At 28.2% G+C, this 14,025-nt stretch carries 15 protein-coding genes; 14 read left to right on the forward strand and 1 reads right to left on the reverse strand.

The genetic code is table 11. The features are described 5' to 3' along the window. Positions 1-13 precede the first annotated feature (13 nt). From JYG23_RS10950 to JYG23_RS10975, 6 genes are all read left to right on the forward strand, one after another. Positions 14-1,786, forward strand: a complete 1,773-nt coding sequence (locus JYG23_RS10950) for an NADH-dependent [FeFe] hydrogenase, group A6 (protein WP_207235710.1) — start codon at positions 14-16, stop codon at positions 1,784-1,786. A 248-nt stretch (positions 1,787-2,034) separates the two neighbouring features. Further along, positions 2,035-3,174, forward strand: a complete 1,140-nt coding sequence (locus JYG23_RS10955; protein ID WP_207235711.1) for an aminotransferase class V-fold PLP-dependent enzyme — start codon at positions 2,035-2,037, stop codon at positions 3,172-3,174. Between the two features lie 127 nt (positions 3,175-3,301). Beyond that, on the forward strand, positions 3,302-3,985 hold the full coding sequence (locus JYG23_RS10960; protein ID WP_207235712.1) for a CvpA family protein: 684 nt from the start codon (positions 3,302-3,304) through the stop codon (positions 3,983-3,985). A gap of 27 nt (positions 3,986-4,012) precedes the next feature. Beyond that, the gene (gene yedF / locus JYG23_RS10965; RefSeq protein WP_207235713.1) at positions 4,013-4,609 is read left to right on the forward strand and encodes a sulfurtransferase-like selenium metabolism protein YedF; all 597 of its coding nucleotides are present in this window, start codon (positions 4,013-4,015) and stop codon (positions 4,607-4,609) included. A 72-nt stretch (positions 4,610-4,681) separates the two neighbouring features. Continuing rightward, positions 4,682-4,864: a DUF951 domain-containing protein gene (locus JYG23_RS10970; RefSeq protein WP_207235714.1), complete on the forward strand. Its 183-nt coding sequence runs from the start codon at positions 4,682-4,684 to the stop codon at positions 4,862-4,864. 33 nt (positions 4,865-4,897) lie between these two features. After that, the gene (locus JYG23_RS10975; RefSeq protein WP_207235715.1) at positions 4,898-5,623 is read left to right on the forward strand and encodes a glycerophosphodiester phosphodiesterase; all 726 of its coding nucleotides are present in this window, start codon (positions 4,898-4,900) and stop codon (positions 5,621-5,623) included. A gap of 132 nt (positions 5,624-5,755) precedes the next feature. On the opposite strand, the gene JYG23_RS10980 is transcribed toward JYG23_RS10975, so the two are convergent. Beyond that, a complete protein-coding gene (locus tag JYG23_RS10980; RefSeq protein WP_207235716.1) occupies positions 5,756-7,111 on the reverse strand; it encodes an MATE family efflux transporter in 1,356 nt (451 codons plus the stop codon). Positions 7,112-7,425: 314 nt separating this feature from the next. On the opposite strand from JYG23_RS10980, the gene JYG23_RS10985 reads away from it, so the two are divergent. The 8 genes from JYG23_RS10985 to pyrE are packed head-to-tail and all read left to right on the forward strand — an operon-like array spanning position 7,426 to position 13,784. Then, positions 7,426-8,049 carry a HutD family protein gene (locus JYG23_RS10985; protein WP_207235717.1) on the forward strand — a complete coding sequence of 208 codons (624 nt, stop codon included), beginning with the start codon at positions 7,426-7,428 and terminating at the stop codon, positions 8,047-8,049. Positions 8,050-8,096: 47 nt separating this feature from the next. Further along, on the forward strand, positions 8,097-9,020 hold the full coding sequence (pyrB, locus tag JYG23_RS10990) for an aspartate carbamoyltransferase (protein ID WP_207235718.1): 924 nt from the start codon (positions 8,097-8,099) through the stop codon (positions 9,018-9,020). Between the two features lie 2 nt (positions 9,021-9,022). Further along, on the forward strand, positions 9,023-9,451 hold the full coding sequence (locus tag JYG23_RS10995) for an aspartate carbamoyltransferase regulatory subunit (protein WP_207235719.1): 429 nt from the start codon (positions 9,023-9,025) through the stop codon (positions 9,449-9,451). Beyond that, a complete protein-coding gene (locus JYG23_RS11000) occupies positions 9,438-10,625 on the forward strand; it encodes a dihydroorotase (protein ID WP_207238012.1) in 1,188 nt (395 codons plus the stop codon). The genes JYG23_RS10995 and JYG23_RS11000 overlap by 14 nt, the downstream gene beginning before the upstream one ends. Before the next feature lie 59 nt (positions 10,626-10,684). Then, complete coding sequence (pyrF, locus tag JYG23_RS11005; protein WP_207235720.1) at positions 10,685-11,548, forward strand: orotidine-5'-phosphate decarboxylase; 864 nt, start codon at positions 10,685-10,687, stop codon at positions 11,546-11,548. A 30-nt stretch (positions 11,549-11,578) separates the two neighbouring features. Then, complete coding sequence (locus JYG23_RS11010; protein WP_207235721.1) at positions 11,579-12,304, forward strand: dihydroorotate dehydrogenase electron transfer subunit; 726 nt, start codon at positions 11,579-11,581, stop codon at positions 12,302-12,304. 11 nt (positions 12,305-12,315) lie between these two features. Then, positions 12,316-13,209, forward strand: a complete 894-nt coding sequence (locus tag JYG23_RS11015) for a dihydroorotate dehydrogenase (protein WP_207238013.1) — start codon at positions 12,316-12,318, stop codon at positions 13,207-13,209. Between the two features lie 14 nt (positions 13,210-13,223). Then, positions 13,224-13,784, forward strand: coding sequence for an orotate phosphoribosyltransferase (gene pyrE, locus JYG23_RS11020; RefSeq protein ID WP_207235722.1), 561 nt, complete (start codon positions 13,224-13,226; stop codon positions 13,782-13,784). Positions 13,785-14,025: the final 241 nt, after the last annotated feature.

The following is a 14,025-nucleotide window of genomic DNA, read 5'->3' on the forward strand; positions in this document are numbered from 1 at the left end:
GGTGGGTGTAAATATGGATAAAGTAAAAGTAACTATTAATGGTATTGAAGTTGAAGTTCCTAGAGATTATACAGTTTTAATGGCTGCTAAAGAAGCAGGCATCAATATACCTACACTTTGCTATTTAAAAGATGTTAATGAAGTAGCTGCGTGTAGACTATGTGTTGTTGAAGTAGATGTAAAAGGTGTTCCAATGCGTAATTTACCAGCATCTTGCGTTTTACAAGTACAAGATGGAATGAATGTAAGAACAAATACTAAAAGAGTAAGAAATGCTGTTAAAACAAATTTAGAGTTAATTCTTGCTAATCATGAAAGAGATTGTTTATTATGCAACAGAAATGGGAACTGTGAATTACAAAAACTTTGTGATGAAATGGGTATTAAAGAAGTTCCTTTTAAAGGTGAAGTTAGGGAAAGAAAAATTGATAATTTTTCAAATTCAATAGTAAGAGATTCTGGAAAATGTATTTTATGCGGTAGATGTGTTAGTACATGCAAAAATGTTCAAAATATAGGTATTATAGATTTTGTTAACAGAGGATTTAATACACAAATAACACCTGCTTTTGACATGAGTTTAAATAAAATAGATTGTATTTATTGTGGTCAATGTATCAATGCATGTCCTGTTGGAGCCCTTAGAGAAAAAAGCAGTATAGATGATGCTTGGGATGCAATATATGATAAGGACAAATATGTGGTAGTTCAGACTGCACCAGCTGTAAGAGCAGCTTTAGGTGAAGAATTTGGTTTACCAATAGGAACTAGAGTTACTGGAAAAATGGTTGCTGCTCTTAAACGATTAGGGTTTGATAAAGTATTTGATACAGACTTTTCAGCAGACTTAACAATTATGGAAGAAGGAACAGAACTATTAAGTAGAGTACAAAATGGTGGTGTATTACCATTAATAACTTCTTGTTCTCCAGGATGGATAAGATATTGTGAATTAAATTATCCTGAATTTATTGACAATTTATCTACATGTAAATCTCCTCAACAAATGTTTGGAGCCATAGCAAAAACATATTATGCTGAGAAAATGGGTATAGATCCTAAAAAAATGGTTGTAGTGTCAATTATGCCTTGTACAGCTAAAAAAACCGAATTAGCACGTCCTGAAATGGAAAATAACAAACTTAGAGATGTAGATATATCTTTAACTACTAGAGAACTTGGGGATATGATAAAGCAAGCTAGGATTAAATTTACAGAACTAGAAGACGAAAACTATGATGAAATCATGGGTGAATATTCAGGCGCAGGTGTTATATTTGGAGCAACTGGTGGTGTTATGGAAGCAGCATTAAGAACAGTAGCAGATATATTAACAGGTAAGGATTTAGAAAAATTTGAATATAAAGAAGAAAGAGGATTAAAAGGAATTAAAGAATCTTCAGTAATGTTACCTATTAATGGAAAAGATACACAAATAAATGTAGCTGTTGCACATGGTACTGCAAATGCCAAAAAACTTCTTGAATCAATAAAGAGTGGTGAAAAGCAATATCATTTCGTAGAAATCATGGCATGTCCTGGTGGATGTGTAAATGGTGGAGGACAACCACATGTTGATGCTAAAACAAGGATGTCTGTTAATGTATTAGAAAAAAGAGCTAGTGCATTATATGAAGAAGATGAAATGAGACAAATTCGTAAATCTCATAAGAATCCTGAAATTCAAAAACTTTACAATGATTTCTTGACAAAACCAAACAGTCATTTAGCACATACACTATTGCATACACATTATGAAAAGAGAGAAAAATTTAATATAAAATAATATTTAACTAGAGGCGAGTATAATTTATTTTAAATAAATTATACTTGTTTTTTTTTTACACAAATTTTATATAAAAAAAATTCATAGACATCATATTAGGTATAAAAAACTGTTATATGTAAACCTTTGTATTTGCTTGTAACAAATATTTAAATGTATTATACTTAGTGAGTACGGAATTCTAATTAATGCATATAATATAATTAATAAAATATAAAGTAAAACTATGTTTAAAAGTAGGTGAAATAATGATTTATTTAGATAATGCCGCAACAACTTATCCAAAGCCTAAAACTGTTTATAAAAATATAATGGATTGTATGACGAATTATTGTGCAAACCCAGGTAGGAGCAGTCATACGATGGCAATTGAAGGAGCTAAAGTTATTTATGAGACTAGGGAATTAGTAGCTAAACTTTTTAATTTTGATGATCCATTGAGAGTGATTTTTACAAGTAATGCTACTGATAGTTTGAATTTAGCTATAAAAGGGTATTTAAAAACAGGAGACCATGTAATAACTACTTCTATGGAACATAATTCAGTTCTAAGACCTATACATCATTTGGAAGCAATAGGAGTAGAACATACAATTATTAATTGCAATGATGAGGGATTAATAAATCTTAATGATTTACAAAAGTCAATAAAAGCAAATACTAAACTTATTGTAACTACGCATGTATCTAATTTAACGGGAACAATATTTCCTATAAAAGAAATTGGAGCTATTTGTAGAAAAAACAATATTTGTTATTTAGTTGACGCTTCACAAAGCGCTGGAGTTTTAGATATAGATATGAAAGAATGTAATATTGATATGTTGGCAGCACCAGGACATAAAGGCCTTTTGGGACCACAAGGCGTTGGTATTCTTTTATTAGGAAATGGTATTGAATTACAAGAATTAAAAGAAGGTGGTACTGGAAGTGAATCTAGTAAACTAACACAACCAATTTTTTGTCCAGATAAATACGAAAGCGGTACGCCTAACCTTCCAGGTATAGCAGGACTGAATGCGGGAATAAAGTATATTATGTCCAAGGGCGTAAATTCGATTTATAACCACGAAAAAAAACTTTTAGACCTATTCATCAATGAAGCAAGTAAAAACGATAAAATCCAAATCTATGGCCCTAAAAGCGAAAAAGACAGATGCTCGGTAGTTTGTTTAAATATTATTGATAAAGATTCATCAGAAGTTGCATATAATTTAGATAGTATTTATGGTATAGCAGTTAGGCCGGGATTACATTGTGCTCCTCTTGCACATAAGACAATAGGCACCAAAAAAATAGGAGCAGTTAGATTTAGTTTTGGACCTTTTAATAAAAAGGAAGAAATAATGTATGCAATAAAAGCTTTGAATGAGATTTCTAACAAATAGATAAATTAGGTTGCGCATATGTCAAAATTATGCGCAATATTTTATTTTTAAAATACTATAAAGTATGGTATAATTTATGTAATATAATAATAATTGTTTCACGTGAAACATTATAAGGAGAATAAAAATGAATTATATAGATATTATAATATTAGTTTTTATTGGCTTGATTTTGTTAGAGGGATTTAAAAAAGGATTAATTAAAATGACATTTGAAACATTAGGTTTAATTATTGCCTTTTTTATAAGTAAACAATACAGTTACATAGTTGAGGAATTTCTATTAAATAGAACAAAGCTATATTTGATAGTACATGATTTTTTTCAGAACAAAGCACAATGGTTAACTCAAATGATTCAAGAAGGTACTACAGATGTAGTTGCAAAATTTAAAGAGATTATTAAATTACCTCAAGAGATGCAAATGATATTTATAGATTCTTTTAAAGATGGTGCAGTTAATAATTTTGATATGTTTGTAAATAATATTAGTGATTTCATTGTAAAATCGATTAGTTTTTTAGTTACATTTTTAATTGTATACTTATTGCTACTGATTATTTGCAATATAGCTGATACAATATTAAAATTACCATTATTGAATTTAACCAATAAAATTGGTGGATGTATAATAGGAATAGTAAAAGGTGTTTTAATACTATATTTAGTTTTTGCATTATCATCGCCTTTAATCGCTTTTATGCCAGAAAATAATATAGTAAAAAATATAACCGAATCAAAATCTCATGAATTCTTTTATGACAAAAATATAATTTTAAACTATCTATCATATAAAGGATTTTATGAATAAAAAACATATAATTAAACAGGAGCAAATATGAAAATAATAAATGCAGAAAAATTAAATTGTCCTCAGCCACTTATATTAACTAAGAATGCATTAGAGGAAGAAAATAATATACAAATAATTGTTGATAATGAAATAGCAAGTCAAAATATAATAAAGTTTTGCAAAAAAATGAATTTTAAATTCAATATAGAAGAAAAAGAAAATAAGTTTTATATCAACATTACTAAAGAAAATAACAATACTAAGTGTGATGTTGAAAATAAAACAAATTCAAAAATTGATATAAATAATAAGGTTTACTTCATTGAATCTGACAAACTTGGTAGTGGTTCTGATGAACTTGGAAAATTGTTGATGAAAGGTTTCATTTATACTATTACTCAAGTAAAACCTTATCCAGAACACATAATATTTTTAAATAGTGGAGTTAAAATAGCATGTGAAAATTCTGATTCAATTGATGACCTAAACAAGTTAATTCAATGTGGTACAAAGATTGTTTCATGTGGAACATGTTTGGATTATTACCAATTGACAAAGAAATTAAAGGTTGGAGAAATATCAAATATGTATGATATAGTAGAAATAATAAGTAGTTCAAATGATGTAATAACAATTGGATAATTCAAATAATATTGCTCGCAAGTTATTACACTTTGTGGGCAATAGTTTGTTATAAAGGAGTTATAAATAGAAATGGATTTAAAAGTAGGAGATAAAATAAAATTAAAAAAACAACATCCATGTGGTGGATATGAGTGGGAAATACTTAGAGTAGGTGCTGATTTTAGGATTAAATGTTTAACTTGTGGTAGACAAATATGGTTGCCAAGAAAAGAAGTAGAAAGAAGAATAACAAAAATAATAACAGAAGAATAACTGATTTTTAAATAATTATTTTAGGAGGTCATTATGACAAAAGTATGGGCTCATAGAGGTGCTAAGGGATATTATCCTGAAAACACACTAATTTCTTTTGAAGGAGCAATAAAACAAAAAGCTGATGGTATTGAGCTTGATGTGCAATTATCAAAAGATGGATATATCATGGTATGCCATGATGAAACTTTAAATAGGACGACCAATGGTAAAGGATTTATAAAAAATTATAATTTATATGAATTAAAACAATTAGATGCTGGTGCATGGTATGACAAGAAGTTCAAGGGTGAAAAGCTCCCACTCTTAGACGAGGTATTAGAACTAATAAAGGGTACAAATATGGATTTAAATATAGAAATAAAAGCAGGTTCAATATTTTATCCCGGAATAGAAGAAAAAGTTATAAAAATGGTAAATAAATTTGGAATAAAGGAGCAAGTCATTATTTCTTCATTTGATCACTATGCATTATTAAAAGCAAAGGAAATAGATAATACAATTAAAACAGGTCTATTGTATATGGAATCTTTATACAAACCATTAAAGTATGTAAAAACTATAAAAGTGAATGCTTTATATCCAAATTATATAACTTTAAACAAAGAACTAGTTGAAGAAGCAAATGAGTTAAATGTAGATATAAATACATATACAGTCAACCATGAAGATGATGCTAAACTTATAAAGCAATTAGATATTAATGCAATAATAACAGATTATCCTGATATTGTTAAAAATATATTGGAAAACAATTGATTATGTGTTATAGAATTAAAAATAATAATTAAAAATAGAATGTATAATAATATACTAGTTAAAAATATCGTTTAAATATAAATAAAAAAAGCTTTAAAATAGTAAAGTATTTTATAAGCTTTTTTTAATAATTTAAATTAAATTATTCAACCAATTTTTAGTTTTATACCTTTTTACAATAATAAATAATTTTATAATCTCTTCACTAAAAACAAGTGTAAGGACCCAGTGTAAAGGAAGCTTAAGTACTAAAACTCCAAAAAAAGCTAAAGGAACACCAATTAGCCAAATAGTTATAAGTTCAACAGTCATACAGTATTTAGTGTCTCCACCCGAACGTAAAATACCACAAATAAATACATATGTAAACATCTTTGGAGTTGTAAATAAAGCAAAAACAATTAATGATTTTTCAAGCATAATACTTGTATTGGAATCAAAATTATATATATCAACAATAATATTTCTAACTAAAATCAAAGCAATGGAAACAACAATATTCAATATAAAAGTTATTTTAATCAATTTTTTACTGTAATTTTCAGCTTTTTCTAAGTTGTTTTTACCAATTTCATTACCTAAAATAACTGATGCTGCATTACCTACTCCAAGGAACATTGATTGAAATAAATCATTTATAATATATGCAACCTGTACAACAGCAATTGCTGATGGCCCAATAATACCATATGCTATATAATAAACTGTAGTTCCAAGTGCCCAAGATGATTCTGAAACTATTACTGGAAAGGATGTTTTGATAACATTCTTTAGCATAGTAATATCCCAAGAAAGCATTTCCTTAAAAGTAGCAGCTAGAGGATGATTTTTTGATTTATAAATATATAAAAACATAAAAATAAATTCAATAATTCGCGCAATAAATGTTGCAATAGCTGCCCCTTTTACCCCAAATTCTGGAAAACCAAATTTTCCATAAATAAGCAAGTAATTAAGAAATGTATTTATCATAATTGCTATAGCACTTATCAATGTAGGAATTCTTAGTTTATGAATAGCTCTTGAATTAAAACTGGCTGCAAAGGACAATGCGGTAAATATGTATGAAAAGCAAATAATTCTTAAATAATCAACGCCTTGTTCAACTACAGAATTGTCACTACTAAATATTGATAAAATTTGTTTTGAAAAAATTAAAACTACTATAGTCGAAACAAGTGATAAAGCAGTACCCAAAAAAATATTAATACCGAATACCTTTTTTATGTTTTTAATATCTTTTACTCCCCAATATTGAGCAATAAATATCGAAGAACCACTAAATATACCAAAGCAGATCATGGAAAAAATAAAATATATTCTATTTGCTAAACCAACGGCTGCTAATGGGTTTACACCAAGTTTTCCAATCATTATAGAATCCACCATGTTTAATCCAATAGAAATAAGATTTTGAATTATGATAGGAATAGCTACAACAATTAGCAACTTATAAAATTCTTTGTCTAATTTTCTGTTTTTTTTCATTTTTATGCACCTTTTTAAATATGATATACTAAATTATAACATAACATTAACAATAATATAATTAAATTTTAAATAATGCACATAAAATATAGTAATTAAAAAATACTAGAAGTAGTAAAAATAATAAATTAATAAAATGCAAGAAAAATAGTTGACATATACGTAAAAATATATTATTATATATAAGATAAATAACCTTTAATTAAGCACAGAGAGGCTCAAAAGGAAAACATAGTATAAACAACGTATATAATACGTCTTCCTTGCATGTCTTGGAAGACTTTTTGTTTTTACAAACTATTTGAGGTGATAAAATGCTTTGTGATTATAAAGTTATAAGAAAAAATGATTTTAAAAAAGACGTTTGGTCTGGAGGAACAACTACACAATTAGCTATTTTTCCAGAAAATGAATTATACAAAGATAGAAAATTTTTGTGGAGATTAAGCTCTGCAACAGTAGAACAAGAGACATCAACTTTTACGCCATTACCATATTATAACAGAATATTGATGATTTTAGATGGAAAAATCGAGTTAAATCATAGTGATACTGAAATAATTAATTTAAATGCTTTTGATCAAAATGAGTTTGATGGAGCAAATCAAACAGTAAGCAAAGGTAAGGTTGTAGATTTCAACCTAATGATGCGAAAAGGAAAGTGTACAGGAAAAGTTAAAAATATAAATGTACCAAAAGGTAGTAAAATATTAACTAATGAAATAAATGGTTTTTATACGTATGATAATTATACATTAGCAATATATAACTATAAATCAGATGCAATAATAAATATTGGCAATAATATAATTCAAAAGCTTTATCAGGGAGATTTATTTTTAGTAACATACAAGGAGCAAATAAGTTCTTTGCGAATTGAATTTGAAAATACTTCTGAAGAAGACAGTGAAATTATTATAGCTCAAATATTTTATTAAATAAAATAAACTTTAAAATAGTCCAGTGAGGCTAAAAAGGAGGATATATGTTAAAAGGAAGACATTTAATAGATCCAATGGATTTATCATTACAAGAATTAGACTCAATATTTGACTTAGCAGATAAGATTATTGCTAATCCTGAAAAATATTCAGAGGTATGTAAGGGAAAAATACTTGCAACATTGTTTTATGAGCCAAGTACAAGAACAAGATTAAGTTTTGAAGCAGCAATGCTAAGACTAGGTGGAAGTATCATGGGATTTTCATCAGCAAATTCGAGTTCTGCTGCAAAAGGTGAGAGCGTAGCAGATACTATAAGAACAATAGCTTGTTATGCAGATATAGCAGCTATGAGACATCCAAAAGAGGGTGCACCAAAAGTTGCATCATTAAGTACAAATATGCCGGTTATCAATGCTGGAGATGGTGGACACCAACACCCAACACAAACATTAACAGATTTACTAACAATAAGATCGCTTAAAAAAAGACTAAACAATTTTACAATAGGATTTTGCGGGGACTTAAAATTTGGTAGAACTGTACATTCACTTATCAAAGCCTTATCAAGGTACGAAAATATTAAATTTGTTTTAATATCCCCACAAGAATTAAGAATCCCAGATTATATTAGACAAGAAGTACTTATAAAAAACAATATAGAATTTATTGAAGTAGAAAAATTAGAAGATAGCATAAATGATTTAGATGTAATGTACATGACAAGAGTGCAAAAAGAAAGATTTTTTAATGAAGCAGATTATATAAGATTAAAAGATAGTTATATACTAGATTTAAAGAAACTTGAAAATGCTAAAAAAGATTTAAATATATTACACCCACTTCCAAGAGTAAATGAAATATCAGTAGAAGTAGATAATGATGAAAGAGCATGTTATTTTAAACAAGCCAAATACGGAATGTTTGTTAGAATGGCATTAATAATTAAATTATTGGGGGTAGAATAATAATGTTAAAAATAGATAGCATAGAAAAAGGATTAGTAATAGACCATATTCAAGCTGGTAAAGGCATGGAGTTAGTGCAACACTTAAATTTAGACAAATTAGAAAGTAGTGTTGCTATTATTAAAAATGCTAAAAGTAACAAAATGGGTAGAAAAGATATAATTAAAATAGAAAATGTTATAGATTTAGATTTAAAAGTTTTGGGATTCATTGACCCTACCATAACAATAAACGTTATAGAAAATGATAAAATTGTAGATAAAATAAATTTATCATTACCAGAAAAGGTAGTAAATGTAGTTAAATGTAAAAACCCAAGATGTATTACATCAATAGAGCAAGAAATTCCAAATATTTTCAGATTAACAGATAAGGAAACTAAAACATATAGATGTGTTTATTGTGATATGGCTTATGATGGAAATAATTAAAATAAAAAATGTTAGAATAATAGATAAATATACGGATAAATTAGGTACTGTAACCATAGTAGATGGTAAGATATCAGAAAACTATATAGATGATGACTTGTGTAATATTATAGATGGAATTGGACTAGTAATAATGCCTGCATTTGCAGATTTACATTCTCATTTTAGAGATCCAGGCTATACATACAAAGAAGATATTCTAACAGCAAGTAAAGCTGCTGTTAGAGGTGGTTATACATCAGCTGTTGTGATGGCAAATACTAATCCTGTATGCGCCAATATGGAAGTTTATAATTATGTAAAATCTAAAGCGCAAGAAATAGGGCTAGTAGATGTTGAACCTGTTATAGCTATTTCAGAGGGGCTTAAAGGTGAAAGTATAGAACATCTTGAAAAACTAGATAAATGCGTTAAATTTCTTTCTGATGACGGAAAAGGTGTTATGTCTAGCAAGATGATGGAGGATGCTTTAACATTTGCTAAGAAAAATGATATGGTTGTTATGTCTCATGCAGAGGACACTAGTTTTTCTAAAGCAGATATGAGAAAAGCTGAAAATTATATGACACTTAGAGATTTATATGCATGTCATGAAACAGGTGGTAGACTTCATTTATGCCATGTGAGTACAAAGGAAGCTATAAGCATGCTAAAAGATGCAAAATCTAAAAATGTAAATGTGACCTGTGAAGTAACACCACATCATATATTTTTTAATAGTGAAATGTCTAATTATAGAGTAAATCCACCAATTAGACAAAAGAAAGACGTAGAAGCAATAATCAGTGCTATAAATGAAGATATAGTATTTGCTATAGCTACCGACCACGCTCCTCATAGCGAAGAAGATAAAAGAAATGGTTCACCAGGTATGTGTGGATTAGAAACAGCTTTTTCAGTATGCTATACAAAATTAGTAAAACAAAATAATATCAGTTTAAATAAATTATCAGAACTAATGTCTTATAATCCATGTAGTATGATGAGACTAAACAAGGGTTTAATAAAACATTCATATGATGCAGATTTAGTTTTGATAGATATTAATAAAAAAGTTAAAATCAATGTAAATGAATTTGCATCTAAAAGCAAAAACTCTCCATTCGATAGTTATGAACTTTATGGAGAAATAGTAACAACAATAAAAAATGGTAAAATTGTTTATAATAATTAACTTGGGCTGATGAGTATTCTCATCAGCCATATATTTAATAAGAAATAGCGAGGGTAAAAATGATAGTAGATAGGCTTTATAAAAATGTAGAAAAAAATGGACATGTATGCTTAGGACTTGACACAGATTATGAATATATACCTGAATGGTTTAGAAACAAATTCTCTTCAAAAGGAGAAGCAATATTTAACTTTAATAAAAATATAATAGACGAAACGCTAGATGTTGTTGCATGTTACAAAGTACAAATAGCTTATTATGAAGCATTAGGTTTTGAAGGATTAAAAGCCTACTCTGATACACTTAAATATATTAGACAAAAGGGTTCAATAGTTATAGCAGACATAAAGAGGGGAGATATATCAAAAACAGCTCAAATGTATGCAAAGGGACATTTTACAGGAGATTTTGAAGCCGATTTTGTAACATTAAATCCATATATGGGTGTTAATGATAGTATTGAGCCATTTTTAAATTATGTTAAAAATAATGAAAAAGGATTATTTATATTAGTTAGAACATCAAACAAAGGAGCAAGAGATTTCCAATATATAAAAGACGCACAAAATAAAGCTCTATATGAAACAGTAGGAGAAAAACTTAATGATTTAGCTAGTGAAAATTTAGGTCATTGTGGATTTAGCTCAATAGGTGCAGTAGTTGGTTGTACAAACAATGAAGAGGGAATAGCATTAAGGGAAAAAATAAATAAAATGTTTTTACTTATACCTGGCTATGGAGCTCAAGGTGGTACAAAAGATGATATAAAAAATTACTTGATAAAAGGTAATGGTGCAGTAGTTAATTCTTCTAGGGGTATTTTATTATCATATAAAAAAGTAGAAAATGGTGATAAAATATTTGCAAAATGTGCAAGAAATGAAGCTATAAAAATGAGAGATGATATAAGAAGCTGTTTATAGAATATATAGCACAAAAAATAAGGAGGAATAATGAAAGTTACAGTTAGTAAAATAATTTGCAATCAACAAGTTATAAATAACATATTTAAAATTGTAATACAATTCTCAGACGTAATAAAGGCTGGACAGTTTTTTATGCTAAAAACATTAAATGATGAATTTTTATTGCCTAGACCTATTAGTGTACACGATTGCAATAGTAACTCTGTTACATTTTTGTATAGAGTAGGAGGAAGAGGTACACAAGTTATAAGTAAACTACAAGCAAATGACGAAATTCAAGTATTTGGTCCATTAGGCAATGGATTTGATATTGATAAAATTAAAGGTAAAATTGCAATAGTTGGAGGGGGTATAGGAACAGCTCCACTTTTGTATTTAACAAAAAAATTAAATAAAGATGTAGATGTTTTTTTAGGATTTAAAGATGTTGTGTATAGTGTTGATGAATTCAGTAAACATTCTAATAACGTGTGGATAACTACTGAAGATGGAAGTGTAGGACAAAAGGGGTTTGTAACAAGTTTAATAGATTTCAAAAAATATGATACAGTTGTAACTTGTGGACCGGAAGTTATGATGAATGTAGTTATGAATAAATGTGAAGAAGAAAATATTAGATGTTTTGTTTCATTAGAAAAACGAATGGCTTGTGGGTTGGGAGCTTGTCTTGGTTGTGCAATAGAAACGAAGGACGGAATGAAGAGAGTTTGCAAAGATGGACCAGTATTTGAAATATCTGAGCTAGTGAGGTAATAAAGATGAGTATGATAGTTAAAACTTTAAATAAAGAATTTAAAAATCCAGTTTTAGTAGCTTCAGGTACTTTTGGCTTTGGAGAAGAATACAATGAAATTTATGATATTTCATGTTTAGGAGGAATATGCTCAAAAGGATTAACAATAAATCCGAAAAACGGAAACACTGGTATAAGAATTTGGGAAACACCAATGGGTATGATAAATAGTATAGGTTTACAAAACCCAGGTGTAGATAAATTTATAATAGAAGAATTACCTAAAATGAAAAAATATAACACAAATATTATAGCAAATTTAGGTGGGGGAACAATAGATGAATACTTAAAAGGTATAGAAAAATTAAACAACACTGATGTTGATATTATTGAGTTAAACATATCATGCCCAAATGTAAAAAGTGGTGGAATGGCATTTGGTATAAAAAGCTCAGTAGCTTATAAGGTTGTAAAAGAAGTAAAAACCATTTGCAAAAAACCTTTAATGGTTAAATTATCACCAAATGCAGAAAATATAGTAGATATGGCAATAACGTGCGAAAAGGCAGGAGCAGATGCTATTTCTTTGATTAATACAATTAAATCAATGGCAATAGATATTAATACAAAAAAAGCTGTATTTGATAATGTTTATGCAGGTCTTTCAGGTCCCTGTATTAAGCCAATAGCACTTAGAATGGTGCATGAGGTATGCAAAGCAGTTAGTGTTCCTGTTTGCGGATTAGGTGGAATTTCTAATGCAACAGATGCGATTGAATTTATTATGGCAGGAGCTACATTAGTGCAAGTTGGAACATGTAATTTTATCAAACCAAATATTGCAAAAGATATAATAAATGGAATTGATAAATATATGAAAAAAGAAGGTATAAACAGTTTAGAAGAAATAAGAGGAATTATTTAAAGGAGAGCAAAAGTATGACAAATGTAATAGAAATTTTAAAAGAATGTGAAGCATTATTAGAAGGACATTTCTTATTATCATCCGGAAGACATAGCAACAGATATTGCCAATGTGCAAAATTATTGCAATATCCAGACAAGGCTGAAGAAGTTATCTCTATTGTAAAGGAAAAAGTAAAAGATTTAGGAATTAACGTAGTAGTTGGACCAGCAATGGGTGGAATAACAGCAGCTTATGAATTAGGAAAACAACTAGGTGTAAAAGCTATATTTACTGAAAGAGAAAATAATATTATGACACTTAGAAGAGGATTTGAAATAAACTCTGGCGACAAAATACTTATTATGGAAGATGTTGTTACAACAGGTAAATCATCACTAGAAACTGCAAAAGTATTAGAATTACTTGGTGGAATAGTAATAGGTATTGGTTGCGTAGTAGATAGGAAATCAAGTCAAATAGACTTACCGATATATAGCAGTGTGCAATTAGAGTTTGAAACATATGAAGCAGAAAATTGTCCGTTATGCAAAAAAGGTTCTAAGCCAGTAAAACCAGGAAGTCGAAAATTTTAATTACCTGGGTAATAATGTAATATTATAAATATAATTAGTATTAACTCTAGATGGTTATAAGTATGTATAATACAAATAAACTATTTAGAGTTTTTTATATACTAGAAAGTTCTATTACTAGTATATAAAAAACAAGGATTGCAAAGAACAGTACGTCTCCCTAGCAAAGTTGCGTAGTAACTTTTTATTAGCTCCATAAAAACAATATGATGTATTCAATAGTTATAAACTAAATATAAAA

Source organism: Sedimentibacter sp. zth1 (assembly GCF_017352195.1).
Taxonomy (GTDB): domain Bacteria; phylum Bacillota; class Clostridia; order Tissierellales; family Sedimentibacteraceae; genus UBA1535.